Origin of the sequence: Pseudomonas sp. EA_5y_Pfl2_R50 (genome assembly GCF_963970475.1) — a bacterium.
Classification (GTDB): domain Bacteria; phylum Pseudomonadota; class Gammaproteobacteria; order Pseudomonadales; family Pseudomonadaceae; genus Aquipseudomonas.
The window spans coordinates 121,195-146,059 of the sequence record NZ_CAXAPT010000009.1; the positions used below are offsets into that span (position 1 = coordinate 121,195).

The following is a 24,865-nucleotide window of genomic DNA, read 5'->3' on the forward strand; positions in this document are numbered from 1 at the left end:
AAAAAAACATTGAATTTTTGTTCATTCGCTCAGGTCGGAATTTGTAAGCCGTCTGGAATTACTTAGTCTCCAGTCGCCCCTTGAACAACAAGACTTCTCGAACTCTCTCAACAAGGAAATCGACATGGGCACAATTCTTATCATTATCCTGATCCTGTTGCTGATCGGTGGTCTGCCGGTCTTCCCGCACTCAAGAAGTTGGGGTTATGGCCCGTCGGGCATTATCGGTGTGGTCTTGGTGGTGCTGTTGGTGCTATTGCTACTTGGCCGGATATAACGATTTAACCGACAAAAAAAGAGGCCCTTTTCAGGGCCTCTTTTTTATTGCGCGAACGATCACTGCATAGAGCGTCAGTCCGGTTTGCCGTTAACCACTCCGGCGGTGTTGTCCATCAGGCTCTTGGTCGCCGTTTGCAGGAACGCCTCGAGTTTTTCTTTCAATTCGGCCGTGCGCGGTGCGTTCGCAATCACCTCGGCACTTGGGTTCGCGCCCAATTGGTACTGATAGATCTTCGGCGCCATTTCTTTCTCTTTCGGCAACACGAGAATCTGGTCAGCGGTGACGATGGCGGTCGTCTGCTCGCTGCCCGACGGCTTGATCACACCGAAACCGGTGTCGCCTTCCGGCAGGTTGAGCAGGTCGCGGCCCCAGCACTGGTGACGCACTTCACCACCGAGACGGCCCATGATGGTCGGCACGATGTCGATCTGTGTGCCCACGGTGTGGTCGCGGGTACCGAACTTCTCTTGAATGCCCGGCGCAATCATCAGCATCGGCACGTTGAAACGGCCCAGGTCCATTTCGGTGATCTGGCGTTCGTTGCCGAAACCGTGGTCGCCGACGATAACGAACAGGGTTTCCTTGAAATATGGCTCTTTACGCGCCTTCTCGAAGAATTGACCCAGTGCCCAGTCGGAGTAACGCATGGCGGTCAGGTGTTCGTTGAGGCTGCCACGGTCGGTCACGCGTTCAACCGGCAATGGCGTCGGCAACGCGTAAGGCGTGTGGTTCGACAGGGTTTGCAGCAGCGCGTAGAACGGCTTGCCGTTTTCCCGTGCCTTCAGCTCGACCAGACCACGATCAAACATGTCCTGGTCGGACACGCCCCAGGTCGGATCGGAGAACACCGGGTTGACGAAGTCGTTACGGCCAACGAAGTTGGTCATGCCCTGATTGCTGAAGAAGCCCGACTGGTTGTCCCAGGCGAAGTCACCGTTGTAGACATACACATCGTCATAGTCACGGGCGCTGAGCAACTGCGGCAGACCGGACAACTTGTGGCTGCCTTCCGGGGTCTGCATCAGGTACTCGAAACCTGGCAGGTTCGGGAAGCAAGCCATGGTGGCGAACATGCCCTGATGGGTATGCGTGCCATTGGAGAAGAAACGGTCGAACAGCAGACCTTCCTTCGACAGTTTGTCCAGGTATGGCGTGATGTTGCCCGGCGCGCCCAATGCACCGACCGAGTGACCGGCCATGCTTTCCATCAGGATCACGACAACGTTCTTGATCGGCAGGGTCTTGTCGGCCGGCGGGGTGTAGTCGCGACGTACGGCGGCGATGTCGTCATCGACCAGTTTGTCATCCGGCATCACCAGCATCTCGCGCACCACTTTCTGCGCTTGTTCCTGCGGCAGCGTTGCTTTCCAGATGTTGTCGCGATCCTCGCCCATGCGGTCCTTGGCGGCCGCGATCAGCGACAGCGTGCCGTTGAGGCCGAGCTGGTTGGCGAAGTTCGATTCCGTGGTGTACACGTCACCCCACCGCAGCGGCGGGCCCTGACGCAGGGTGCCGCGAGCGGAGACGACGCAGATCAGCAGGCAGACCACGAACACCGCAAGACGCGTGTACCACGGCGCGACCTGACGGGTGCCGACGCTGCCGCCACTGAACGGGCCGCGTGGACGGGTGGCACGGTCGGCGCCCTTGAACGCCAGGGTCAGAATGACGGTACCGATGACCCACGCCAGCAGATAGCGAACGACCGGAAAACCGTACCAGAGCATGCTCATTACGGTTTTCGGATCTTCCTTCACGTATTGGAAGACCAGGCCGTTGAGGCGCTGGTGAAACTCGCGGTAGAAGTCCATCTCCATCAGGCCAAGGAACAGCGCGATGCTCGAGGCCACGGTCAGCCACAGGCGGAAGAAACCGCGCGCAGCCATGGCACGGGCACTGAACAGTGCCAGCACCAGCGGGATGCACAAGTAGACCACCAGGCGCAGGTCGAAACGCAGGCCGTTGGCGAAGGCTTCAAGGAACGTCGAAGCCGGGGTGTCGAGGATCATCTCGCGGTTGTAGACCAGCAGCGCGAGGCGCAGCACGGAAAACATCACCATCATGACCAGCGCGCACAACAGCGTGTAGGCCAGATGCGATTTGACGGTCGGTTGCAGCAGGCGACTGGAAGATCGCTGCTGATTCAGGGCGTCCGGGTGTGCCATGTCGTTTTAGGACCCATTGGAAGTTGAAGTTGCAAAAATACAGCGGCGCCATGCCCTCTATTGGTCATTCCAGACCCCGGGGCGTGCGCGGTGCGCAAATGTTGCACGATCACCCGCACCATTGCCATTGATTACTGCCCCGCTGCCAGACACTTTCATTCAATGCGAAGGCAGAGCGGGACAGCGTGCAAACAGCGCGGGCGAATTGTCTTGAACGCTTTGTGAAAATTTCGTTCAACGCATATCTGGAAACACAATAAAGCGGCAAAACAAAACGCCCCGAATCGTTCGGGGCGTTTTGTCTGAAGGCGCGGTGATTACTTCTCGGCGCGTTCTTTCAGAGCTTTAAGCGTGTTGAACGGTGCATCTACCACGAACTTGTTGGCAACCATTGCCGGCACGCTGCCACCAGGCTCGGTGTGCACTTGATAGGTCACTTCGACCTGATCGCCTTTGGGCACGAACTTCCAGAAGCCTTTGACCTGCGTGACGCGGACAAAGCCTTTTTCTTCCGGAATGTACTTCGGCAGACCTTCGAGGTTACGGGTCAGGCTGCCATCAGCGCCTTCAACGGTGGTTATTTTCAGCACCGAGTCACGCGGGGTGACCGGCCAAGGGGTATTGAACTGGGTGTAGGTCCAGCTCTGGTCACCTTCGTGCTTGAGCAGCTTCTGGGTCTTGCATTCGTGAATCCAGGCGCACGCGCCGGAAACGTCTTCCTGCAATGCGCGCAGTTTGGCGACGGTGGTCTTCATCAGCGCAACGCCCTGGTAGGACTTGTAGTCCGAACCTGGCACTTCACTCAGGGAAACCTTGATGCCGTCCTCGTTCTTGGCGACTTTCCAGTCTTCAGCCTGAGCAACGGAGGTCGCCAGCACGGCGGTCAAACCACACAACACAGCGATACGATGCAGCGAACCCATAGTCTTGTTCCTTATTGTTGAAGTTCCGTTCGTTTGACACATCACGCCGCCGTCATTTGCTCCCACCAGCCGATCAGTCTGATCGCTTCTTCCGAGCTGCTGCCGCAGACTTCGACATCCGCCGCGAAGCCGGAACAGACTGGCGGGCGCTCCGGCTGACCGAAAATGCTGCACAGGTTTTCGACCGAGAGTTGCACGCAACGTTCGCCGGCAGGTTTGCCATCAGGCATGCCGGGAATCGGCGAACTGATGGACGGGGCAATGCAACAGGCGCCACAGCCTTCACGGCATTTCATGACGAACAAATCCTCGCGACGGGCGATGTGTAAAAGGGACGCGGAACAGAGTAACCGCTAAAACGGCTGTTTCAAATTCCTGAACCGGGGTTTTTAGCGATAACTGGATGTGACTGGCCAGTCTCCGACAAAGCGTCTGCTCTGCGGGTCACGGACGGTTTGGATTTACTGTTTGAATTCGAAATCCAGCGCAGCGCCTTCGACTTCGCGGCGCTCTTCGTTGCGCAGTTGCAACTGCATTTCGTTGCTGAGCAGACGGCCGTTGAGCTGGAAGCCGTTGTTCTTCTCGCCAAACATCTGCGGGAGGATCGCCTCGCGCTTGGGCAACTCAACCGTGCCTTGGGGTTTCAATTCCTCAACCATGTCCTTGGGCAGGCTCAAATCAAGTTTGGCCGACGGCAACCTGGTTTTTACCACTTCGCTGGCGGGTTTCGATTTTGAAGCGACTGGCTTGCGTTTCTTTATGACTTTTTGCTGGGTTTTCTTCGCGGAAGCCGCCTTCTGCGCTGGCGTGGTTTTTTTCGCCGCACTCGTCGCCGCTGGTTTGTCCTGAACCACAGCGGCCACGACGCCCGGCGCATGACCGGTCATCAGCAGACCCAGCAAAACCCAAGCGGCAGGAGCAATCGCTTTCATGAACCCAACAGTGGCAAACGGCAGAAGGCCATATGCTCGCTTGTCGGGCGCCACAAGACAAGCCTCACCCTCCGCTCGTTCAGAATCCGCCAGCGGTTTCCTGGCACAGTTGAGTCGCCAGCAGACCGAGCGTCATCAACGCCCGCTCCGCCTCGCGGTTCCACGGAATCCCGCAGTTCAGGCGGATACAGTGGTTGAATTGCTCGGTATTGCTGAAGATCAGCCCCGGCGCAATGCTGATGCCCTGCTGCAATGCCCTGACATGCAACTCCTGCGTATTGACCCGCCCCGGCAGACTCACCCAGAGGATGAAACCGCCGGTGGGCCGGGTCATTTGCGTGCCTTCGGGGAAGTACTGCTGCACCGCCAACTGGAAGGCGCTAAGGTTTTTTCGGTATTCCTGGCGGATGTAACGTAAATGCCGGTCATAACCGCCGTTTTCCAGATAAGCGGCGATGGCCATTTGCGTGACGCTGCAGGCCGAGTGGGTGCTGAACGTCTGCAGGCGCTGGATTTCCTGCTGATACTTGCCGGCGATCATCCAGCCGATGCGCACACCGGGCGACAGGGTCTTGGAGAAGCTCGAACAGTAGATCACCCGATCCAGTCGGTCGTAAGCCTTGAGGGCTTTGGTTTTGCCTTGCTCGAACATCAGTTCGCCATAGATATCATCTTCGACGATCTGGATATCGAAATCCGACGCCAGGCGCAGTAACTGCTTCTGCCGCTCTTCGGGCATGGTGCCGCCCAGCGGATTGCTCAAGCGCGTAGTCAGCACCAGCGCTTTGATCGACCATTGGTTCGCGGCGAGTTGCAGGGCTTCCAGGCTCATGCCGGTGGCAGGATCGCTAGGAATTTCGATGACCTTCAAGCCGAGCAGATCGGCCAGCTGCAGCAGACCGTAATAAGTCGGCGACTCGGCGGCGATCAGATCGCCCGGGCGGGTCAGCACGCGCAACGACATCTGCAAGGCATCAACGCAACCGTGGGTGATCACCACCTCGGACGGATCGACCACCACGCCGGCATCACGCATGCGGATCGCGACTTGCCGACGCAACGGCTCGAATCCGGGGCTGAACATGTAACTGAATGCGCGAGGACTATGGAACCGCGTCACTTTGGCCAGTTGCTGGTGCAAGGCGCGCACGGGCAAGTAGTCCACACTCGGCACCGCTGCGCCCAGCGGAAACACGCCTTCGCGTCGCGACTCGACGAGAACCTGTTGAATGATGCTGCTGCGGGTGACCAGACCTGGCCGCTCGACCCTGGCGATGTCCGGCGTCGGCGCCGTCAATGCTGGCGTCTGGTGCACGTAATAACCGGACTGCGGGCGCGCTCGAATCAGCCCCTGATCTTCGAGATTGGCGTAAGCCTGCAGCACCGTCGCATGGCTGACGTTGAGCTGCGAACTCATCTTGCGCACCGAAGGCACGCGCTCCCCCGGTTGATAGACACCACGGCGAATGTCTTCGGCCAGTTGCTGAGCAATACGTTGGTAGAGCAAGAGATTGGTCATGACGCAGCACTCGATTTCACGGGCATTTTATTCTTGTGTGAAACAATACCGGAACAGTTTAGAAGTGTACTGGGACAGTTGCCACATTACTCGACCATACAGTGCGGTGTCTGCCCCCGACTGTACGGATTTGCGAGCCATTCGACAGACGTAAAAAAGCCCGGCACTGCATGACAGGCCGGGCTTCCCAGAGACGCAACCCTCAGCGGGCGGCGCCGAGCTGGCCTTTTTCGTCGGAAAACACAATTTCTACTCGACGATTCTGCGCACGCCCCCGCTCGGAAGCGTTGGCGTCCACCGGATATTCGTCACCGTAGCCTTCGACCTGAATGCGTTTGTCGTCGATGCCCAGATCCATCAGCACATCGGCCACCGATTGCGCGCGGTCGCGGGACAGTTTGAGGTTTTCCTGCTTGCCGCCGGTGCTGTCGGTGTAGCCCTCGATGCGCACTACACGCTTGGGGTTCAGTTGCAGGAACTGGACAATTTTCAGCACCACGCGGTTGGCCGAGTTTTTCAGCTCGGCTTCCCCGGTGTCGAACAACACGTCGCCCAAGGTCATCACCAGACCACGGTCGGTTTGAGTGGTGGCCAGCGCGACGATCTGTTCTTCGAGCCACTTGCCCTGCTGCTGCACACTGAGCAACTTGGATTCACGCAGAGCCAGTTGCAGGCGCTGACGTTCCAGTTCGAGCTTGGCCGCGCGCTCTTCGTTGAGCACCTGATTGGTGTGCTCGCGGGCAATTTCGCTGTAGCGCCGGCTCAGGTAGGCGTAATGCACCACGTCCGAGCCACTGCCCCAATAGGTCGACAGGCGATCAGCACGGGCCAGGGACTCGCCGGCGCGGATCACGTCTTTCGGCGCGATGCGCAACACGTTGGAGTCTTCCTTGACCTTCTGGAAGTCGATCCCGGCCTCCTGCAGGGCGGATTCGCTGTGCTGCCCGGCGCAGCCATAAAGGCTGGCGCATCCGGCGAGGATCAAACCGCCGAGGAGTTTCGACTGGAGGCTCATTGGGCATCTCCCAGTTGCTTGCGCAGTCGGACGATGCGGGTGTTCAGCACATTGACCTGTTCTTCGCTTTTCTGGGTCAATACCTTGGCTTCAGCCAGACGAGCATCGAGTTCAGCCTGTTCGGCACGCATGCGCGCATTGCGGTAGGACTCGTCTGCCATGTTGCCTTTGGCGCGGTCGTACTTGGCTTCGGCCAGTTTCATTTCCGGCACTTCGTCGGCGGTGGCGCCTACAGCCTTGGCCTGGGTGATGGCCTGCTCGGTCAGACGCATTTGTTCATTGGGTGCCGGATCGGTTGCGCAACCGGCCAGGGCCAGAACGGCCACAGCCGCGAAAAGAGGTCGAATACTCACTAAGAATCCCTACTGTTTTGGGGCACTGACGGGTTGTTGCGGCTGTTGCTGCTGCGCCTTCCAGCGCTCGATATTGCGTTGCAGCACAGCCTCCGTCAGTCCGGACGCGGGCAATTCTGTCATCTTTTTGGCTAGCTGTCCGCGCAACCACGGATCGTTGCAGGCCGAGTTATGGGAAATCGCGAGGAACAGACCCGGTCGGTCGATGGGTTGCTCGAACGCCAGCAGATCATTGGCCATGCCCAACGCCTGTGCGGCGGCCATCCCGGAGTAGCGTCCGGCGAGTACATATTCCACTTCCCCCAACAGAAGTTTCTGAAAGGCTTGAGTGAGGCTGGCTGACCGCGTGAGGGTCAGATTCTGCTCGGCGAACGCGCTGAATGCCTGGGTAATTCGAGACTTTTCCGACAATGCGCCGGGGTGGCCGTGCAGGTCCTTCGCCTCGCTGTAGACCAGTGTCGAACCCTTGCGCGTCCACACCAGATAGTCGTTTTCCAGCAACGGTGGATAGATGTAGTCGAAGTGTTGCAGCTCGTTCAGCGTCAGCGATGCATCGGCCAGCATGTCCATGCGCCCGCTGCGCGTTTCATCAAGGGCTTGCGAGCGTTTGCCGGCGTAGAGCAACTCGACCTTAATGCCGAGATCTTTGGCCACTTGTTGCAACAGATCGGCACTCGCGCCGATCAGCTGTTTGGGATTCTGCGGGTCTTGCCACAAGTACGGCGGCGCATCCGGGCTGCCGGTGACGACAAGGCGCTCGCATTTGCCAGCAGCCATTGCCAGCCCCGGCAACAGCGCCAATCCCAATAACATTGTGCAGCGCAGATCCATGGCGAAACGCTCCCACTCAAATCCGAGACAAAAAAAAGCCCGACCAACAGGTCGGGCTCTTTATAAGTGAAGCCGCTGGATTAGACCAGCTTCTCCAGCTCAGGGACGGCTTCGAACAGATCCGCCACGAGACCGTAATCGGCGACCTGGAAGATAGGCGCTTCTTCGTCCTTGTTGATCGCAACGATCACTTTGGAGTCTTTCATGCCGGCCAGGTGCTGGATCGCGCCGGAGATGCCGACGGCGATGTACAGCTGTGGCGCAACGATCTTGCCGGTCTGACCGACCTGCATGTCGTTCGGTACGAAACCTGCGTCGACGGCGGCGCGCGAAGCACCGACCGCAGCGCCCAGCTTGTCGGCCAGGGCGTACAGGTGTTTGAAGTTGTCGCCGTTCTGCATGCCACGGCCGCCGGAAACGACAATCTTGGCAGCGGTCAGCTCTGGACGGTCGGACTTGGCCAGTTCTTCACCAACGAAGCTCGAAGTGCCAGCGTTGTGCGCAGCGGCTACAGCTTCAACAGCGGCCGAACCACCTTCAGCCGCGACCGGGTCGAAACCGGTGGCACGCACGGTGATCACTTTGATCGCAGCAGTCGACTGCACGGTAGCGATGGCGTTACCGGCGTAGATCGGACGCTTGAAAGTATCAGCGCTTTCGACCGAGATGATCTCGGAAATCTGGTCAACGTCCAGCTGCGCAGCAACGCGCGGAAGGATGTTTTTGCCGTTGGACGTCGCGGCAGCCAGGATGTGGCTGTAGCCAGCGCCAAGCTCGGCTACCAGCGGAGCTACGTTTTCCGGCAACTGATGCGCGTAAGCGGCGTTATCAGCGTTCAGGACTTTGCTCACGCCTGCGATTTTCGCAGCGGCTTCAGCCACGGCGCCAGCGCCTTGGCCTGCAACCAGAACGTGGATGTCGCCGCCGATTTTGGCAGCAGCAGCCACGGTGTTCAGTGTGGCCGGGGCCAGCACCTTGTTGTCGTGTTCAGCGATTACCAAGATAGTCATGATCAGATTACCTTCGCTTCGTTTTTCAGTTTCTCGACCAGTTCAGCCACCGACTTGACCTTGATGCCCGCGCTGCGTGCAGCCGGCGCTTCGACTTTCAGGGTCTTGTTGGTGGAGGCGGTGGAAACGCCCAAAGCGTCCGGAGTCAGCACTTCGAGAGGCTTCTTCTTGGCTTTCATGATGTTTGGCAGGGACGCATAGCGCGGCTCGTTCAAACGCAGGTCGGTGGTGACGATTGCTGGCAGTTTCAGGGAAACGGTCTGCGCGCCGCCGTCGATTTCGCGAGTCACGGCAACGCTGTCGCCGGAGACTTCGACTTTCGAAGCGAACGTGCCCTGACCGTAGCCGCTCAGTGCAGCGAGCATCTGGCCGGTCTGGTTGTTGTCGCTGTCGATGGCCTGTTTGCCAAGGATCACCAACTGAGGCTGTTCCTTGTCGACCACAGCCTTGAGCAGCTTGGCCACGGCGAGCGAAGTCAGCTCTTCAGCGGATTCGACGAGGATGGCGCGGTCGGCACCCAGAGCCAGTGCGGTACGCAGTTGCTCCTGAGCGGTGGTCGGGCCGATGGAGACGACGACGATTTCAGTCGCAACACCTTTCTCTTTCAGGCGCACGGCTTCTTCCACTGCGATTTCGCAGAACGGGTTCATCGACATCTTGACGTTGGCGAGATCGACGCCGGAATTGTCCGCCTTGACGCGAACCTTGACGTTGTAATCCACAACGCGTTTGACAGCTACAAGAACCTTCATGGATTCCTCGTTACTCTCCGGTGAAAAGAAAGTCGCCTAGGCGAACCTGGCGGTTGATGCTCATCAGGCTAAAAGGGCACCTCTAAAAACCCCGGCTCGGGTGTCAGGTAGCTGCACGGCATGAAGACCTGCGACCGTTCGTCAGGGGTGACCGACAAGTCATTGATCTTCATGCGGTGTAAACTGCGCGCCAGACTGCGCTACGCATCACCTTCCACTGCCTCTGCCCTGTCTTTAGACGTGCTCTTGAAACCGCCAGTCTGCCTACGACGAGCGCAAAACCGCCCGTATCTTGACCGGAACGCCCATTCCGGTCAATACAGCAAAATGACCATTCATAAGCCGCGCTTCTTTGATTTCTCTGGGCTGGAGCCGATTCAAACAAACGTTTGTATTGGACGCTTGGAGTGGTGTAGATATAATGCGCCGCCTAGAGAGAAAGGTCGGTTCCCCCTACTCCCCTTGACGTTAACGTAAAGGAGTAGCGGATGCGACACCAAACCTCCAAATTAGAAAAAAAACTGTTGAGCCTTGAGTAGGAGATAGCCTGTGGAACGCGAATACATGGAATTCGACGTGGTCATCGTCGGTGCCGGCCCCGCTGGCCTGTCCGCCGCCTGCCGTCTGAAGCAGAAGGCCGCCGAAGCCGGTAAGGAAATCAGCGTCTGCGTGGTCGAAAAAGGCTCCGAAGTCGGCGCACACATCCTCTCCGGTGCCGTGTTCGAACCACGGGCTCTGAATGAACTGTTCCCGGACTGGAAAGAACTCGGCGCGCCGCTGAACACGCCAGTGACCCGCGACGATATTTTCGTGCTGAAAAACGCTGACAGCGCGCAGAAGATTCCTGACTTCTTTGTGCCCAAGACCATGCACAACGAAGGCAACTACATTATTTCCCTCGGCAACCTGTGCCGCTGGCTGGCCCAGCAGGCGGAAAACCTCGGCGTGGAAATCTACCCGGGCTTCGCCGCTCAGGAAGCGCTGATCGACGAACAAGGCGTGGTTCGCGGGATCATCACCGGTGATCTGGGCGTCGACCGCGAAGGCAACCCGAAGGAAGGCCTGTACACCCCGGGCATGGAGTTGCGCGGCAAATACACGCTGTTCGCCGAAGGTTGCCGTGGCCACATCGGCAAGCAGCTGATCAAACGCTACAACCTCGACAGCGATGCCGACGCCCAGCACTACGGCATTGGCCTGAAAGAAATCTGGGAAATCGACCCGACCAAACACCAGCCAGGCCTGGTGGTGCACACCGCCGGTTGGCCGCTGGACATCATGGGCACCGAGAACACCGGCGGCTCGTTCCTCTATCACCTGGAAAACAACCAGGTAGTGGTCGGTCTGATCGTTGACCTGTCCTACAGCAACACGTACCTGTCGCCGTTCGACGAGTTCCAGCGCCTCAAGCATCACCCGGTGCTGGCTCAGTACCTGGAAGGCGGCAAGCGTGTCAGCTACGGCGCTCGCGCCATCTGCAAAGGCGGCCTGAACTCGCTGCCGAAAATGGTCTTCAAGGGCGGCGCACTGATCGGTTGCGACCTCGGCACCCTGAACTTCGCCAAGATCAAAGGCAGCCACACCGCGATGAAGTCGGGCATGCTCGCCGCTGAATCGGTAGCTGACGCGCTGTTCGCTGAAAAGGACGGCACTGAAGAACTGACCACTTACGTTGACGCGTTCAAGAAGAGCTGGCTCTACGACGAACTGTTCGCCAGCCGTAACTTCGGCCCGGCGATCCATAAGTTCGGCGCCATCGTCGGCGGCGGTTTCAACTGGCTGGATCAGAACATCTTCGGCGGCAAACTGCCGTTCACCCTGCATGACACCAAGCCGGACTACGCTTGCCTCAAGCTCGCGGCCGACTGCAAGAAGATCGACTATCCGAAGCCGGACGGCAAACTCAGCTTCGACAAGCTCAGCTCGGTGTTCATCTCCGGGACCAACCACGAAGAAGAACAGCCTTGCCACCTGAAGCTGACCGATCCAAGCATCCCGATCAGCAAAAACCTGCCACTGTACGACGAACCGGCGCAGCGTTACTGCCCGGCCGGCGTGTACGAAGTCATCACCAAGGAAGACGGCGAGAAACGCTTCCAGATCAACGCCCAGAACTGCGTGCACTGCAAGACCTGTGACATCAAGGACCCTTCGCAGAACATCACCTGGGTCACACCGGAAGGCGCCGGCGGCCCGACTTATCCGAACATGTAAGTCGAACCACTGAACAACGAGGCTCCCGAAATGGGGGCCTTTTTGTTGCCCAGAATTCCACTAACACCACAAAACAACTGTGGGAGAAGGCTGGCTCCCACAAGGGATCTTCGCTGAATCAAGCGACGCGTTCGTCTCCCGGGCTACGTTCGAAGTAGCGCTTGTACTCGCGACTGAACTGCGAAGTACTCTGATACCCCACTCGATGCGCCACCTGCGCCACACCCAGCCCTTCGGCGACCAGCAACGTCTGGGCCTTCAATAACCGCAAACGTTTCAGGTACTGCACCGGCGACAACAGCGTGCTGCGCTTGAAATGCTCATGAAAGGTCGACACGCTCATGTTCGCGCAACCGGCCAGGGTCTCGACGTTCAACGGCTCGGTGTAATGCGCATGCAGATGACTGATCGACGCGGCCACCCGGGCGAATTGCCCCTGCTGCTCGACCAGTGCGCGCAACACATCCGCCTGCGGCCCGCGCAAGGCGACGAACAACAATTCCCGTACCCGCGCCGGGCCGAGAATCTGGCATTCCAGCGGATCGTGCAGACAACTGAGCAGCCGCTCGACACAGCCGCGCATGTCATCGTCGAGCACCACCGAGGTCATCGACTCCGGCGTCTGCGCCGGAATATGCCGCCCCGGCGCCAGTCCCATCGCGAGCACCAGTTCGCCGAGCAATACGCGATCAATCGCCACCGACACACCGAGCAACGGCGCATCCGGCAGGGCAAAGGTCTCGCACTCGAACGGCACCGGCAGTGCCTGGATCAGGTAATGTCCGGCGCCGTATTCCATGGTGCGAGGCCCGAGGAACGCCAGCTTGCTGCCCTGAGCGATGATCATCAGGCTCGGCTCATAAATGTGCGGACCACGGGCAACGTCGCAACTGGCGCGCAACACTTGCACACCGGGCAATCCGGTCTGGGAATAACCGTCGCGTAGCGCCAGCGGTTCGATCAGCGAAACCAGACGCGCATTGGCATCAAGATGACGGGTCAATTGCATCGAATTGTTCTTCACAAAAAATCACGAAAATGAGGGATGAAAACATCATCGCAGATCCTTTTGCCAATGCGACCGATCAAACCCGCATGCCGGAGGATTAGGCATGAGACCCGGAGGAATCGTCATGGCCGCCCCGTCAGTCGACGCCCAGAATGCGCCGCCTCACTTGTTCCTGCTTTTGCGAGGTTTCACATGTACACCGCCATCGGTTATGCCGCCCAATCGGCCACCACTCCCCTCGCCCCGATCAAATTCGAACGTCGCAGCCCGCGCGCCGACGACGTCGCGATTGAAATCCTGTACTGCGGCGTCTGCCACTCCGACATTCACCAGGCACGCAACGAATGGGGCATCGCCGTTTACCCACTGATGCCTGGCCACGAGATAGTCGGAAAAGTCACCGCCATCGGTGCGAATGTCACCCAACACAAAGTAGGCGATCTGGTTGGCGTTGGCTGCATGGTCGACTCTTGCCGCACCTGCGAAGCCTGCCAGTCGAACCTCGAGCAATACTGCCTCGAAGGCCCGACCATGACCTACGCCACCCCGGATCGGGTCGATGGCAGCAACACCATGGGCGGCTACTCGGACAGCATCGTCGTCAGCGAACACTTTGTGGTGCGCATACCGGAAAAGCTGGCACTGGCCAGCGCTGCGCCAATTCTCTGCGCCGGCATCACCACCTACTCGCCGCTCAAGCACTACGGCATCAAGGCGGGCGACAAGGTCGGGATTCTCGGCATGGGCGGCCTCGGCCACATGGGCATCAAGTTCGCCAAGGCCATGGGCGCGGAAGTCACGCTGTTCACCCGCTCGGCGAGCAAGGCGCAAGAAGGCCGCCGTCAGGGCGCCGATCATGTGATCGTTTCCACCGACGCCGAGCAGATGAAAGCCGCTGCCGGTTACTTCGACTTCCTGCTCGACACCATTCCGGTGCAGCACGATCTCAACCCGTACCTCGACACCCTGCGTTTCGACGGCGTGCACATTCTGGTGGGCCTGATCGAGCCGGTTGATCCGCCAGTACACGCCGGCAAACTGGTGATGAGCCGCCGCGTATTGGCCGGTTCGTTGATCGGTGGCGTCGCCGAAACCCAGGAAGTGCTGGATTTCTGCGCCGAGCACAACATCACCTGCGACATCGAAATGCTCGACATCCGCCAGATCAACGAGGCTTACGCCCGCATGATCGCCGGCGACGTGAAATACCGCTTCGTGATCGACATGGCGACGCTCAAGGTTTAAACCTTTAAACCCAGTTCCGCCGACAGCCGGGCTGTGACCCCTTTGATCAGGGGAATCAGCTCGGCCATTTTTTCCAGCGGCATGTACGGCACGGTGCTGGCGATACTGATCGCCGCCACAATGCCCTTGCTCGCATCGCGAATCGGCGCCGCCACGCAGCGGATCGACGGTTCGTTATCCTCCAGATCGAAGGCGTAGCCACCGGCCACGTATTCGGCCATGCGCTGCTCAAGCTGCTCCCACGACTGCTGGGGATGCTGCGGCCAGAACTGACTTTTCCCACCCGCCGGCAGACTGATGTCGTACAGACGCTGCCAATCTTTCGGCGAGTCATCAAGCATCAACGCCTTGCCGATCCCGGTGCGCGCAAGCGGCATGCGATGGCCGACCCGCGAACGCATTTCCGGGCCATTGCGCCCCGGATTTTTCAGCAGGTACAACACCTCATCGCCTTCACGAATGCCCAAATGCACGGTGTCGCCGGTCAGCGCAGACAACTCATCCAGATACGGCCCGGCAAGGGTCACCAGCGGCAACTCTTCGCGCGCCTGGAAACCCAGTTCGATCAGCTTCGGCCCGAGCAGGTAACCGACTTGCGGCACTACGCGCAGGTAGCGCTCGTCAACCAGGCAACTGGCCAGACGATGGGTGGTGCTGCGCGTGGTGCCAATCAGCCGGGCAATCTCCTTGAGATCGCGGGCGCCACTGGCCACCGCTTGCACCACACCCAAGCCACGCAACAGCGTTTGGGTGCCGGTGGGTGCGGCGTCCTTGGTTTTTTCCGGGGCGTCTTCCTGCATATCCAGCCTTTTACCGTTGAGCGAAGGAACGGGCGGCATTATGGTCGCCCGACGCTGACCACTACAACTCGATACGCTCGACCTTGCCGACCAGCAACACGTAGGACAAAGCACCGATCAACGCGAGCACCGCGATATAGGTAATCGCCGGCGCGAACGAATCACCGCTGGCGAGGAAGCCGATGACGATCGGCGTGGCAATCGCCGACAGGTTACCGATGAAGTTGAACACCCCGCCGGTCAGCCCGAGCAAACGCGCCGGCGCCAGCGTCGAGACCAGCGACCAGGTGATCGAGGCCAGACCGTTGCCGAAAAACGCCAGCGCCAGAAAGGCAATCACCAGCGGCGTCGACTCCACAAAGTTAGCGCCGATGATCGAGGTGGAAATCAGCAGTCCGCCGATGATCGGCAACTTGCGGGCAAAACCGACGGTATAGCCGCGCCGAATCAGGAAGTCGGAAAAGAACCCCGAACACAGCACGCCGACGAATGCGGCCAGAAACGGCAGCGATGCCAGCAGGCCGGACTTGATGAAGTCCATGCCGCGATACTTCACCAGATAGGTCGGGAACCAGGTCAGGAAAAACCACAGCGTCGAGTTCAGGCAGAACTGGCCGAGATAGATGCCCCACAACTTGCGTTTGGTCAGGACGATACCGAGATCGGTCCAACTGAACTTGGCTTTGACCTTGGCAGACTCTTGTTGGATATCGACCAGACCACCGCCCTCGCGGATCAGATCGATTTCGGCCTCGTTGGCGCCGGGAAAATCCCGTGGCTCGCGATACACCGCGTACCAGATCACCGCCCAGAGAATGCCGACGGCGCCGGTGGCGACAAACACCATGTGCCAGCCGAATGCGTGTTGCAGCCAGGCCAGCACCGGGGTCAGGAATGCCAGACCCACGAATTGCCCCGAGGTGTAGAAACCAATCGCGGTGGCGCGTTCACGCTCGGGAAACCAGGTCGTGACCACGCGGCTATTGATCGGATAAGCCGGTGCTTCCAGCGCGCCGACCGCCATGCGCAACACGAACAGGGCAATAAAACTGGCAGCGAAACCGAGCATCACCGTGGCCAGCGACCACAGCAGCAACGCGACGCTATAAAGAATGCGCGGTGGCACACGGTCAACCAGCCAGCCACCGGGAATTTGCATCGCGGCGTAAGTCCAGCCGAACGCGGAGAAGATCAGGCCAACGTGGATAGGGTCGATGCCCAGATCACTGGTCAGCGCTGGCGCGGCAATCGACAGGTTGCTGCGGTCGAGGTAGTTGATGACCACGGTGATAAACAGCAACACCATGATGAAAAACCGCTTGCGGCTGGGCGTGACTAAAGACGCCTGCCCGGTGAGGGTTTGCGGTTGCATGAGAGAGGCCTCTTCTTATGTTTATTTGAGGTCATGACACATGATCTCCCATCCGGTGGAGATCAATTTGTGGGAGCCAGCCTGCTGGCGATGGCGGCGTGTCAGTCACATTGATGTCGGATGTGACATGGCATTCGCGAGCAGGCTCGCTCCCACAGGGGGCACAGGTGATTCAGCGACTCACCACTCGGCGAAGCTGCCGTCGGCATGACGCCAGATCGGGTTGCGCCAGCGATGACCGACGGCTGCGCGCTCGATCACGTATTCCTCGTTGATCTCGATACCCAAGCCCGGTCCGTTCGGGATCTTCACGAAACCTTTGTCGTAATCGAACACCCGTGGGTCCTTCACGTAGTCGAGCAAGTCGTTGCTCTCGTTGTAATGGATGCCCAGGCTCTGCTCCTGGATAAACGCGTTGTAACAAGCCGCGTCCAGTTGCAAACACGCCGCCAGCGCAATCGGCCCCAACGGGCAATGCAGCGCCAACGCGACGTCGTAGGCTTCGGCCATGTTGGCGATCTTGCGGGTTTCGGTGATGCCGCCGGCGTGGGAGGCATCCGGCTGGATGATGTCGACGTAACCTTCGCTCAACACGCGTTTAAAGTCCCAACGCGAGAACAGCCGCTCGCCGAGGGCAATCGGCGTGCTGGTCAGCGGCGCCAGCTCTTTCAGCGCTTCGTAGTTTTCGCTGAGCACCGGCTCTTCGATAAACATCAGTTTGTACGGATCGAGTTCCTTCATCAGCACCTTGGCCATGGGCTTGTGCACCCGACCATGGAAGTCGACGCCGATGCCGACATTCGGCCCGACCGCATCACGCACAGCGGCGACGTTGGCCAGCGCCAGATCGACTTTTTCGAAAGTGTCGAGGAATTGCAGTTCTTCGGTGCCATTCATTTTCACGGCGGTGAAACCTCGGCTCACCGCCTCTTTCGCCGCTCGCGCGGTGTCGGCCGGCCGGTCGCCGCCGATCCACGAATACACGCGAATCTTGTCGCGCACCTGGCCGCCGAGCAGATCGCTCACCGACACCCCGAGGGCCTTGCCCTTGATGTCCCACAGCGCCTGATCGATACCGGCCAGCGCGCTCATGTGGATCGCGCCGCCACGGTAGAAACCACCGCGATACAGCACCGTCCAGATGTCCTCGATATTGCGTGGGTCTTTGCCGATCAGGTAGTCGGACAATTCTTCAACGGCAGCGGCCACGGTGTGCGCGCGCCCTTCGACCACAGGCTCGCCCCAACCGGTCACGCCTTCGTCGGTTTCGACCTTGAGGAAGCACCAGCGCGGCGGGACGATGAAGGTGGTGAGTTTGGTGATTTTCATCTTTTTGTCTCTCTTGTAGATGCAGCGCACGCAGCGCCAAAAAGTCTCAGCGAAGGGCCTTCCACGCGGCAACGTAGGCCTTGGCATTCACGGCCACTTGTTCTGGCGTCATGCCCGGTTTGAACAGGCCGGAACCGAGACCGAAACCTTTCACGCCGGCATCGATAAATGCCTGCATGTTATCCGGGGTGATGCCGCCGACCGGCGCCAGCACCGTCCCGGATGGCAACACCGCGAGCCAGGCTTTGACGACCGCCGGGCCCATCTGCTCGGCCGGGAACAGCTTGAGAATGTCCGCGCCCTCCGCCAGCGCCGCGAACGCTTCAGTCGGCGTAGCCACACCCGGCGACAGAAACAGCCCGGCTGCTTTCGCCGCGCGCAACACCGTGGCATCGCTGTGCGGCATGACGATCACTTGGCCGCCCGCCTCTTTCACCCGCTCGACCTGTTCCGGCGTCAACACTGTGCCGGCACCGATCAGGCAATCGGCGGGCAAGGTCTTGCGCAGGATGCGGATACTTTCGTAAGGCGAAGGTGAATTGAGCGGTACTTCGATGACGCGAAATCCAGCGGCATACAGGACTTCTCCGACAGCGGCGGCTTCCTGGGGATGCAGGCCGCGCAGAATCGCGATCAGACCGTTTTGCGCCAATGCTTGCTTGAGCATGTCAGGCCTCCAGTCAGGGTTAACGGGATGAGGAATCGATCAGTCCGGCGGCCAGCGCCAGTTGCCACAAACCACGCTCTGTGGCTTGCTCGGCCAGCGTCACGTCGACAAAGCCACAGGCATCGAGGGCACGGCTGTAGCGCGTGCACAGCTGCACGTTGCCGATGAGGATGATCGCGGGAAGAACCGGTGTGGAGCGGCGACGTCGTTGCACCGTGGCGAGTGCCGCCAGTTCATGGCCGATCATCAGGCCGGACAGGTAATCCACTTGCGCCGTGGCGCTGAGCTCACCGGTCAGGCCCAGGGTGCGCGCACTGAACAGCGTCGACAGCACGCCGAGTTCGCCGTCAACTGACTGCGCAATCTGCACGCCCCGATCAAACGCCTGACTGTCGAACGTCGCACTGCGTTGTTGGGTGCGACCGAGGATGCTGTGCTCACTGAGCACGGCGAACACTTCGCCGGTCATGAACGTATCGAAATGGGTGATGCAGCCATCGACCACGTCCACCCATTTCGAGTGACTGCCCGGCAGGCCGATCAGCAGATCAACGCCCGCCTCAAGTGGCAGGTTCTGCAGCACGCCAAGCACTTGGGTTTCTTCACCGCGCATCACATTCGGCAGACGCGAACGCTGAATCACCCCCGGCACGATATGCACCACGGTGCCGCGCAGGCTGACAACTGTTTGTAGGGAGTTTCCGAGATTGGCGACGTTTGCCGGCGTCTCGCAGTAGGCTGCTTCGCGCCAGCCCTGTGCGCTGCCGACCATGCCGCAAGCGATCACCGGCAGATCTGGCTGCGCATCGAGCCAGTCGCCGCACGCCTCGTCGAAGGCCAATTCAAAACCATCGGCGCATTCGCGACCGTTGATGATTCGCGGGGTCTTGGGCAACTGCATGATCCCGGATGACAGCGCGCGCTGCTCCAGCACCACACCATCGGCCGCGAGTTTGTAAGCACGTAATGAGGTTGTCCCCCAATCGAGCGCGATCAATTGCGCCAGCATCGCTTCACCTGTTTTGTTTTTGGCAGTGAGTGCGACGGACTATAAACCCACGAACCAACAAATCTCAATATATAAATATCACTCCCATATTATGGGATTTACAAGTGTGCCAACCATTGCTCCGGCATGACTTTAAAAAGCCGACCCGCACGCCTGCGAAGCGGCCAGTCTCGAACGCTCAAGGACGCAAAAATGAAATCAGCTTCAAACATGCTTTTGCTGTGTAGCGCTCGCGAGGATTTGCGTGCGACACGAACGCCCGAATGACGGTGCCGCCCGCAGTTCGCCTATCGCCGGTCACTCATGGACGCAGCGCAGGCTCCACGGGCGTGGAGAAATTGTTCCAGAGGCATTGCAGGTGACGTCCGTGAGCGCGCAAAAATGGCGCTTGGAATGCCGGGCTAGAGGGTTGTCGACAATCGAATCAGGATTGGATTCAGCCTTCGGCAAAATCACGCAGAACCTTGCCATCCATGCGATACCGCACCCACTCTTCCTGGGGTTGCGCGCCGAGGGATTTGTAGAAATCGATGGCAGGGGTGTTCCAGTCGAGCACGCTCCATTCGAAGCGACCACAGTCGTTGTCGCAGGCGATTTTCGCCAAGTGACGCAGCAGGGTTTTGCCGGCGCCGCCACCGCGTTGATCCGGAGTGATGTAGAGGTCTTCGAGGTACAGGCAGTTGCTGCCCAGCCAGGTCGAATAGCTGAAGAAGAACACTGCGAAACCGATGGGCAGGCCGTTGCGCAGGCAGATCAGACCGTGGGCGGTGGCGCCTTCGCCGAACAGGCTGCGCTCGATGTCGGCGACGCTGGCGATGACTTCATGGCGGGCCTTTTCGAAATCGGCGAGTTCAGTGATGAAGGCGAGAATCTGTGGCGCATCGCTGGGGGTCGCCGGGCGGATTTCAATCGACATGGACGGGCCTTGCTGGAAATGGAAAGCGCCATACTAAGGCCATGCGTGGCGCTCGTCACATGGCAAAACACACCCTACCCTGCGCAATGTTGCAAACACTGCAGTCCCTTGTGGGAGCGGGCTTGCTCGCGAAGGCGTCCTTTCAATCAGCACCTCAGGCGACTGAAAGAATGTATTCGCGAGCCTGCCCGTTCCCACCAGGGATCTCGACAATCTGAAAGGATGCTTATGAACAGTGAATGTTTTACACCCGTGGCGGCACTGGCAGCAGAACTACTGCCCCATGCGCTGGAACCGTCCGACGACGGCGCCCACGACCTCGCCCACCTCCAGCGTGTCTGGCATAACGTGCGCACGCTGCATGCAGAAGAAGGCGGGGATCTGCAGGTGCTGCTCGCCGCCGTGCTCCTGCACGACTGTGTAGCCATCGAAAAGAACTCATCGCTGCGCGCACAAGCGTCGCGTCTGGCGGCGGAAAAGGCTTCGGCAGTACTGGCCACGCTGGGCTGGCCCGACGAAAAAATCAGCGCCGTGTTTCATGCCATCGAAGCCCACAGCTTTTCCGCCAACATCACTCCGCTCACTCTCGAAGCGAAAGTCATCCAGGACGCCGACCGTCTCGACTCTATGGGCATGCTCGGCGTTGCCCGCACTTTTTACGTGGCCGGGCGCATGGGTGCGGCCCTGTATGACCCGCAGGACCCTGAAGCGAAACACCGCGACTACAACGACACGCGTTTTTGCCTGGATCACTTCCAGACCAAACTGCTGCACCTCGCCGACGGCTTCCAGACCGCCGCCGGCCAGCGTCTGGCGCAGATTCGTCATCAACGCCTGAAGGAATTCATGGCGCAGTTCAAGGAAGAGATCGGCCTCGGCTGATGCTCCTGTGATTCGACCGTTCGTCGTTCATCAGGCACCAATCCGCGACGAGGGCAGACCAACAACAGGTAAGGATTTCAATCACTGGAGAAACCCTATGATCCCGTCAAGGTTGACCGCATTCGTATTCAGCGCCCTGCTCTGCCCCGCCGTTTTCGCAGCTTCCAGCACTGCTGCGGGCACCGGCCCTACCGATCCGACTCCGCCACGCGCGCCCGCCATCAACAGTGCTCCCGGCATGAACACCGATGGCTCGGGCGTGCCCCTGATCAATCAGCCTCCCGCCACCGGCACCGACCCGCGTACACAGGGCAGTGATCCGGGTCGTCAGGGTGGCATGAACACCCCCGGCGCCCCGGCCACGCCAGACAACGCGGGGCCTGGGGTCGGCTCTAAAACCACCACGGGTGGTTCCGGTTCCGAAGGCGCCGGAAAGTAGTTCGCCGACGCGAGCGTCCTATTCACTCCCATGAAGAGGTAACCATGAACGTCGATAAAAACCTGGAAAAAGAAGTCCTGACCCGCCTGCTGCACGCCCACCCAAGTGGTTTGGGCAAGGAGGTGCTCGACAATTACCGGGGCGAAAAAGTCGTGGCCAGCGCCCTCGCCGCTTTGCAGGAGCGTGGCCTGATTCATCATGGTCATGTGACCTGCAACGAAGCTGGCGAACATTCGTTGAACCTGCCGATCAAGCTCAGTGCAGCCGGGGTTGAAGCCGCGCGCAAACTGGATCTGCAATAGTGCTGAGGTCGCTCGCTGCCGGAGTGGCGAGCGACCGCATCTGCGCACAAGAGGAGAAATCCATGCCTCGTGGAAGCAAAGACACATACACCGCCGAGCAGAAGCGCAAGGCCGAGCACATCGAAGACAGCTACGAACACAAAGGCGTGCCTAAGGATGAAGCCGAGGCGCGAGCCTGGGCGACGGTGAACAAACAATCGGGCGGTGGCGAAAAGGCCGGCGGTTCGGCACGCAAAAAACCGGCGCCTGCCAAAGCCGAAGATCGCAAGGAATCATCGCGGCGCGCAGTGGCCAGCCGCGAAGGACATTCGCGTAACAGCAAGGCTTCGAAGGACACACAGACAGTGGACAGTTTGATGAAGGAGGCCCGGGCGAAGCAGATCCCCGGGCGGTCTTCTATGCGTAAGCAGGAGTTGATCGAGGCGTTGCGCAAAGCGGGCTGAGTGTTGCTGATGCTGATGGCCTCATCGCTGGCAAGCCAGCGATTGCCATAGATCAGACATCGCCGGATTCACGGATATAGGCATCCACCTCCGCCGCCCCCGGCGATGTCGCCGGCCCCCAGCGCGTCACCGCCAACGCCGCTGCCGCATTCGCCCGTCGCGCCGCTTCCCGGGCAGACAATCCCTGCGCCAGTCCGGCGACAAACACCCCGGCATGCGCATCGCCGGCACCATTGCTGTCTACCGCTTTCACGGCAAACCCCGGCACATGCAGACGTTCATCGCGCTGATGAATCCAGCAGCCTTGCGGCCCGTCTCGCACCACCATCAACACCTTCTCAGGCAGGTGTTCAGCGAGACGATCCAGCGCCCCCGCAATGTCCTCAGCCCCGGTGAACCGCAGCGCTTCAACGCTGTTGCTGGTCCACACGTCAATGCGCGGCAGCAGCGCCTGCATCATCGGTGCATCCGGCGATTCCACCAACGGGCCCGGATCGAACACGACATTGATCGACGCCGGCAACGCCAATGTCCAGTCGAGCAATGCTTGGGCTTTACCCTCGTGGAGCAGGCTGTAGCCACTGAGATAAACGTAATCGCCCGGTTCGACGGCGACGCTGTTCAGGTCCTCTTCAGTCACTTCACCTTCAGCGCCGATGTAGGAAATGAAACTGCGCTCCGCCGACGCATCCGTCAGCGCCACACACAAACCCGTATCGCGCTGCGCTGGCTGGTCGATGCCGATATGAATGCCTTCAACCTGCATCGCCTCACGCGCCAGATCGCCGAAGCGCCCCGTGCCATGCCGCCCGAGATAGACCACAGGGAGACCGTTGCGCACCGCCGCCGCCATCACATTGAACCCGCCACCGGCTTCAAAACCCGCCGACTGCGCGAGGACGTCACCGCCAATCTGCGGCAGTTTATCCACGGCCATGACCAGGTCGATGATGACCTGGCCGGTGTGCAACATCTTAGGCATGAGCATTCCCGGTTTGCGCGGCGCGGCGATCTTTCGCTCCGCCGAGGACAAAGTAAATGCCACCGGCCACGACGAAGGTCACGATCCAGCCGAGGCCGTTGTGGCCCAGCCACGAATCGGACAAAAAGCCTTTGAACCAGACGTTTTCAGCGGTGGTGCCGATGGTGGTGAAACTGAAACCGAGGACGATGGCAATCGCCCACGCACCGAATGCGCGCCATTCGATGCCGCCGCGATACCAGTAGGCGCTGCTCGGGCTGACGTCGAGCAGGTCTTTCGGGCTGTAGTAGTGACGGTGAATCAGGTCGACCACGAAGATCCCGACCCACGCCGTGATCGGCACCGCCAGCAGGGAAATAAAGGTAATGAACGGGCCATAGAAACTGTCGGCGATCAGCATGAAGTAAATCGAACCGGCGAAGATCGCCACGATGTCGACCACCACCGCGTAGACGCGCTTGACTCTGAGTCCGAGGGTCAGCGTGGTCAAACCGGCGGAGTACACCGACAGGTTGTTCGACAGCAGCAGGCCACCGAACGCGGTGATCAGGTACGGCACGGCCATCCAGGTCGGCAGCATGTCGCGGATCGCCACAATCGGGTCAGTCGCCGAGGCGAGATCGTTGTTGCCCACCGAAAGCAAGCCGCCGAGGGTGATCAGCAGCACCAGCGGAATACCCGCACCGAACGCGGCGGACGCCACCAGACGCACAGCCTTGACGCTGCGATGCTGATACCGCGACATGTCCGCACCCGCGTTGGCCCAACCGATACCGGTGCCGGCGGCCATGGTGCCGATGCCAATGATCATTGCGCTCATCGGTGCGGGCGTAGCGTTGAACACCGCGCTCCAGTCGATGGTCGCGCAAAGGAAGCCGCCGACCAGAATATTCAGCGCGCCGAACACGTAGGTCGCCCACTTCTGGATCACCAGCAAGGTCGCGTGACCGAGGCCGGACACCGACAGGGTCAGGAGGACGAAAATCGCGATGAAGATCAGCGTCAGTATCGGCGCACTTTTCGCCTCCACCGGTGAGCCGAACAGGATCGAACACAGCGACAGTAATACGAATGCAGCGGTGGTGGTGTTGACCGTTTCCCAACCCAGACGCGACATCAGCGAGACCAGCGTCGGGCCGATATTGCCGCGCACGCCGAAGATCGCCCGCGACAAGGTCAGGCTCGGCGCACGGCCACGGCGGCCGGCAATCGAGATGATCCCGACCACTGCGAAAGAGCCGGCGGCGCCGATGATCGCGACGATGATTGCCTGCCAGATCGCCAGCCCGCGAAACGCCACCAGCGTGGCGCCCAATGGCAGACCGAGAATGGAAATATTGGCGGCGAACCAGACCCAGAACAGCTGCAGCGGATGCCCGTTGCACTCGGCTTCCGGCACCGGTTCGATGCCGCGGGTTTCCAGTTGTCCGGCGCTTTGCCCGGCGTTTGATGAACTCATGAAGATGCTCCTGTTTG

At 59.8% G+C, this 24,865-nt stretch carries 26 protein-coding genes; 7 read left to right on the plus strand and 19 right to left on the minus strand.

What is annotated here, in order from left to right; genetic code table 11:
* Positions 1 to 118 precede the first annotated feature (118 nt).
* Positions 119 to 277: a DUF3309 family protein gene (locus AACY19_RS17005; protein ID WP_169432680.1), complete on the plus strand. Its 159-nt coding sequence runs from the start codon at positions 119 to 121 to the stop codon at positions 275 to 277.
* A gap of 74 nt (positions 278 to 351) precedes the next feature.
* Here AACY19_RS17005 and AACY19_RS17010 read toward each other — a convergent pair whose 3' ends face one another.
* The 10 genes from AACY19_RS17010 to AACY19_RS17055 form a co-directional block, all read right to left on the minus strand.
* Positions 352 to 2,445, minus strand: a complete 2,094-nt coding sequence (locus tag AACY19_RS17010) for an LTA synthase family protein (RefSeq protein WP_339452111.1) — start codon at positions 2,443 to 2,445, stop codon at positions 352 to 354.
* Between the two features lie 317 nt (positions 2,446 to 2,762).
* Positions 2,763 to 3,368, minus strand: a complete 606-nt coding sequence (locus AACY19_RS17015) for an START domain-containing protein (RefSeq protein ID WP_339452113.1) — start codon at positions 3,366 to 3,368, stop codon at positions 2,763 to 2,765.
* 41 nt (positions 3,369 to 3,409) lie between these two features.
* Positions 3,410 to 3,664, minus strand: coding sequence for a YkgJ family cysteine cluster protein (locus AACY19_RS17020; RefSeq protein WP_339452115.1), 255 nt, complete (start codon positions 3,662 to 3,664; stop codon positions 3,410 to 3,412).
* A 165-nt stretch (positions 3,665 to 3,829) separates the two neighbouring features.
* Positions 3,830 to 4,300: a translation initiation factor 2 gene (locus AACY19_RS17025; RefSeq protein WP_339452117.1), complete on the minus strand. Its 471-nt coding sequence runs from the start codon at positions 4,298 to 4,300 to the stop codon at positions 3,830 to 3,832.
* Positions 4,301 to 4,379: 79 nt separating this feature from the next.
* Entirely contained in the window at positions 4,380 to 5,819 is a 1,440-nt protein-coding gene (locus tag AACY19_RS17030; RefSeq protein WP_016985994.1) for an aminotransferase-like domain-containing protein, read from the minus strand.
* A gap of 202 nt (positions 5,820 to 6,021) precedes the next feature.
* Positions 6,022 to 6,834 carry an OmpA family protein gene (locus tag AACY19_RS17035; protein ID WP_339452120.1) on the minus strand — a complete coding sequence of 271 codons (813 nt, stop codon included), beginning with the start codon at positions 6,832 to 6,834 and terminating at the stop codon, positions 6,022 to 6,024.
* Positions 6,831 to 7,187: a DUF4398 domain-containing protein gene (locus AACY19_RS17040; RefSeq protein ID WP_339452122.1), complete on the minus strand. Its 357-nt coding sequence runs from the start codon at positions 7,185 to 7,187 to the stop codon at positions 6,831 to 6,833. The genes AACY19_RS17035 and AACY19_RS17040 overlap by 4 nt, the downstream gene beginning before the upstream one ends.
* A gap of 9 nt (positions 7,188 to 7,196) precedes the next feature.
* Positions 7,197 to 8,018 (minus strand): substrate-binding periplasmic protein, encoded by an 822-nt coding sequence (locus AACY19_RS17045; RefSeq protein WP_339452124.1) that lies wholly within the window; start codon positions 8,016 to 8,018, stop codon positions 7,197 to 7,199.
* An 80-nt stretch (positions 8,019 to 8,098) separates the two neighbouring features.
* Positions 8,099 to 9,028 (minus strand): electron transfer flavoprotein subunit alpha/FixB family protein, encoded by a 930-nt coding sequence (locus tag AACY19_RS17050; RefSeq protein ID WP_034155324.1) that lies wholly within the window; start codon positions 9,026 to 9,028, stop codon positions 8,099 to 8,101.
* Positions 9,029 to 9,030: 2 nt separating this feature from the next.
* Positions 9,031 to 9,780, minus strand: a complete 750-nt coding sequence (locus tag AACY19_RS17055; protein ID WP_024776877.1) for an electron transfer flavoprotein subunit beta/FixA family protein — start codon at positions 9,778 to 9,780, stop codon at positions 9,031 to 9,033.
* A gap of 549 nt (positions 9,781 to 10,329) precedes the next feature.
* On the opposite strand from AACY19_RS17055, the gene AACY19_RS17060 reads away from it, so the two are divergent.
* Positions 10,330 to 11,994 carry an electron transfer flavoprotein-ubiquinone oxidoreductase gene (locus AACY19_RS17060; protein ID WP_339452130.1) on the plus strand — a complete coding sequence of 555 codons (1,665 nt, stop codon included), beginning with the start codon at positions 10,330 to 10,332 and terminating at the stop codon, positions 11,992 to 11,994.
* Positions 11,995 to 12,112: 118 nt separating this feature from the next.
* Here AACY19_RS17060 and AACY19_RS17065 read toward each other — a convergent pair whose 3' ends face one another.
* Positions 12,113 to 13,003: an AraC family transcriptional regulator gene (locus AACY19_RS17065; RefSeq protein WP_339452132.1), complete on the minus strand. Its 891-nt coding sequence runs from the start codon at positions 13,001 to 13,003 to the stop codon at positions 12,113 to 12,115.
* 192 nt (positions 13,004 to 13,195) lie between these two features.
* On the opposite strand from AACY19_RS17065, the gene AACY19_RS17070 reads away from it, so the two are divergent.
* Positions 13,196 to 14,248, plus strand: coding sequence for an NAD(P)-dependent alcohol dehydrogenase (locus tag AACY19_RS17070; RefSeq protein ID WP_339452134.1), 1,053 nt, complete (start codon positions 13,196 to 13,198; stop codon positions 14,246 to 14,248).
* Here the strand turns inward: AACY19_RS17070 and AACY19_RS17075 are convergent.
* From AACY19_RS17075 to AACY19_RS17100, 6 genes are all read right to left on the minus strand, one after another.
* Positions 14,245 to 15,048: an IclR family transcriptional regulator gene (locus AACY19_RS17075; RefSeq protein WP_283438967.1), complete on the minus strand. Its 804-nt coding sequence runs from the start codon at positions 15,046 to 15,048 to the stop codon at positions 14,245 to 14,247. The genes AACY19_RS17070 and AACY19_RS17075 overlap by 4 nt on opposite strands.
* A 61-nt stretch (positions 15,049 to 15,109) precedes the next feature.
* Positions 15,110 to 16,420, minus strand: a complete 1,311-nt coding sequence (locus AACY19_RS17080; protein WP_339452136.1) for an MFS transporter — start codon at positions 16,418 to 16,420, stop codon at positions 15,110 to 15,112.
* Positions 16,421 to 16,600: 180 nt separating this feature from the next.
* Positions 16,601 to 17,749 (minus strand): galactonate dehydratase, encoded by a 1,149-nt coding sequence (dgoD, locus tag AACY19_RS17085; RefSeq protein WP_007908327.1) that lies wholly within the window; start codon positions 17,747 to 17,749, stop codon positions 16,601 to 16,603.
* A 46-nt stretch (positions 17,750 to 17,795) separates the two neighbouring features.
* Positions 17,796 to 18,416: a 2-dehydro-3-deoxy-6-phosphogalactonate aldolase gene (locus AACY19_RS17090; RefSeq protein WP_339452139.1), complete on the minus strand. Its 621-nt coding sequence runs from the start codon at positions 18,414 to 18,416 to the stop codon at positions 17,796 to 17,798.
* 19 nt (positions 18,417 to 18,435) lie between these two features.
* Positions 18,436 to 19,425: a 2-dehydro-3-deoxygalactonokinase gene (locus AACY19_RS17095; RefSeq protein WP_339452141.1), complete on the minus strand. Its 990-nt coding sequence runs from the start codon at positions 19,423 to 19,425 to the stop codon at positions 18,436 to 18,438.
* A 436-nt stretch (positions 19,426 to 19,861) separates the two neighbouring features.
* Entirely contained in the window at positions 19,862 to 20,341 is a 480-nt protein-coding gene (locus AACY19_RS17100) for a GNAT family N-acetyltransferase (RefSeq protein ID WP_339452143.1), read from the minus strand.
* A gap of 228 nt (positions 20,342 to 20,569) precedes the next feature.
* On the opposite strand from AACY19_RS17100, the gene AACY19_RS17105 reads away from it, so the two are divergent.
* The 4 genes from AACY19_RS17105 (at position 20,570) to AACY19_RS17120 (ending at position 22,407) form a co-directional block, all read left to right on the plus strand.
* On the plus strand, positions 20,570 to 21,223 hold the full coding sequence (locus tag AACY19_RS17105; RefSeq protein WP_339452145.1) for an HD domain-containing protein: 654 nt from the start codon (positions 20,570 to 20,572) through the stop codon (positions 21,221 to 21,223).
* A 97-nt stretch (positions 21,224 to 21,320) separates the two neighbouring features.
* Entirely contained in the window at positions 21,321 to 21,662 is a 342-nt protein-coding gene (locus tag AACY19_RS17110) for a hypothetical protein (RefSeq protein WP_339452147.1), read from the plus strand.
* A 44-nt stretch (positions 21,663 to 21,706) separates the two neighbouring features.
* Positions 21,707 to 21,964: a hypothetical protein gene (locus AACY19_RS17115; RefSeq protein ID WP_122609235.1), complete on the plus strand. Its 258-nt coding sequence runs from the start codon at positions 21,707 to 21,709 to the stop codon at positions 21,962 to 21,964.
* A 62-nt stretch (positions 21,965 to 22,026) separates the two neighbouring features.
* Positions 22,027 to 22,407, plus strand: a complete 381-nt coding sequence (locus AACY19_RS17120) for a Rho termination factor N-terminal domain-containing protein (RefSeq protein WP_339452150.1) — start codon at positions 22,027 to 22,029, stop codon at positions 22,405 to 22,407.
* Between the two features lie 52 nt (positions 22,408 to 22,459).
* Here the strand turns inward: AACY19_RS17120 and AACY19_RS17125 are convergent, their stop codons facing one another.
* Positions 22,460 to 23,389, minus strand: a complete 930-nt coding sequence (locus AACY19_RS17125; protein ID WP_339452152.1) for a PfkB family carbohydrate kinase — start codon at positions 23,387 to 23,389, stop codon at positions 22,460 to 22,462.
* Complete coding sequence (locus AACY19_RS17130; RefSeq protein ID WP_339452154.1) at positions 23,382 to 24,848, minus strand: purine-cytosine permease family protein; 1,467 nt, start codon at positions 24,846 to 24,848, stop codon at positions 23,382 to 23,384. Before AACY19_RS17130 ends, AACY19_RS17125 begins: the two co-directional genes overlap by 8 nt.
* Between the last annotated feature and the right edge of the window lie 17 nt (positions 24,849 to 24,865).

Bases quoted from the DNA above. Each gene is read 5' to 3' on its own strand.
- AACY19_RS17110 (WP_339452147.1), top strand. From the start codon at position 21,321: ATGATCCCGTCAAGGTTGACCGCATTCGTATTCAGCGCCCTGCTCTGC.
- AACY19_RS17075 (WP_283438967.1), bottom strand. From the start codon at position 15,048: ATGCAGGAAGACGCCCCGGAAAAAACCAAGGACGCCGCACCCACCGGC.
- AACY19_RS17130 (WP_339452154.1), bottom strand. From the start codon at position 24,848: ATGAGTTCATCAAACGCCGGGCAAAGCGCCGGACAACTGGAAACCCGC.
- AACY19_RS17120 (WP_339452150.1), top strand. From the start codon at position 22,027: ATGCCTCGTGGAAGCAAAGACACATACACCGCCGAGCAGAAGCGCAAG.
- AACY19_RS17020 (WP_339452115.1), bottom strand. From the start codon at position 3,664: ATGAAATGCCGTGAAGGCTGTGGCGCCTGTTGCATTGCCCCGTCCATC.
- AACY19_RS17090 (WP_339452139.1), bottom strand. From the start codon at position 18,416: ATGCTCAAGCAAGCATTGGCGCAAAACGGTCTGATCGCGATTCTGCGC.
- AACY19_RS17115 (WP_122609235.1), top strand. From the start codon at position 21,707: ATGAACGTCGATAAAAACCTGGAAAAAGAAGTCCTGACCCGCCTGCTG.
- dgoD (WP_007908327.1), bottom strand. From the start codon at position 17,749: ATGAAAATCACCAAACTCACCACCTTCATCGTCCCGCCGCGCTGGTGC.
- AACY19_RS17010 (WP_339452111.1), bottom strand. From the start codon at position 2,445: ATGGCACACCCGGACGCCCTGAATCAGCAGCGATCTTCCAGTCGCCTG.
- AACY19_RS17080 (WP_339452136.1), bottom strand. From the start codon at position 16,420: ATGCAACCGCAAACCCTCACCGGGCAGGCGTCTTTAGTCACGCCCAGC.
- AACY19_RS17070 (WP_339452134.1), top strand. From the start codon at position 13,196: ATGTACACCGCCATCGGTTATGCCGCCCAATCGGCCACCACTCCCCTC.
- AACY19_RS17025 (WP_339452117.1), bottom strand. From the start codon at position 4,300: ATGAAAGCGATTGCTCCTGCCGCTTGGGTTTTGCTGGGTCTGCTGATG.
- AACY19_RS17100 (WP_339452143.1), bottom strand. From the start codon at position 20,341: ATGTCGATTGAAATCCGCCCGGCGACCCCCAGCGATGCGCCACAGATT.
- AACY19_RS17015 (WP_339452113.1), bottom strand. From the start codon at position 3,368: ATGGGTTCGCTGCATCGTATCGCTGTGTTGTGTGGTTTGACCGCCGTG.
- AACY19_RS17055 (WP_024776877.1), bottom strand. From the start codon at position 9,780: ATGAAGGTTCTTGTAGCTGTCAAACGCGTTGTGGATTACAACGTCAAG.
- AACY19_RS17105 (WP_339452145.1), top strand. From the start codon at position 20,570: ATGAACAGTGAATGTTTTACACCCGTGGCGGCACTGGCAGCAGAACTA.
- AACY19_RS17050 (WP_034155324.1), bottom strand. From the start codon at position 9,028: ATGACTATCTTGGTAATCGCTGAACACGACAACAAGGTGCTGGCCCCG.
- AACY19_RS17065 (WP_339452132.1), bottom strand. From the start codon at position 13,003: ATGCAATTGACCCGTCATCTTGATGCCAATGCGCGTCTGGTTTCGCTG.
- AACY19_RS17045 (WP_339452124.1), bottom strand. From the start codon at position 8,018: ATGGATCTGCGCTGCACAATGTTATTGGGATTGGCGCTGTTGCCGGGG.
- AACY19_RS17030 (WP_016985994.1), bottom strand. From the start codon at position 5,819: ATGACCAATCTCTTGCTCTACCAACGTATTGCTCAGCAACTGGCCGAA.
- AACY19_RS17035 (WP_339452120.1), bottom strand. From the start codon at position 6,834: ATGAGCCTCCAGTCGAAACTCCTCGGCGGTTTGATCCTCGCCGGATGC.
- AACY19_RS17095 (WP_339452141.1), bottom strand. From the start codon at position 19,425: ATGCTGGCGCAATTGATCGCGCTCGATTGGGGGACAACCTCATTACGT.
- AACY19_RS17125 (WP_339452152.1), bottom strand. From the start codon at position 23,389: ATGCCTAAGATGTTGCACACCGGCCAGGTCATCATCGACCTGGTCATG.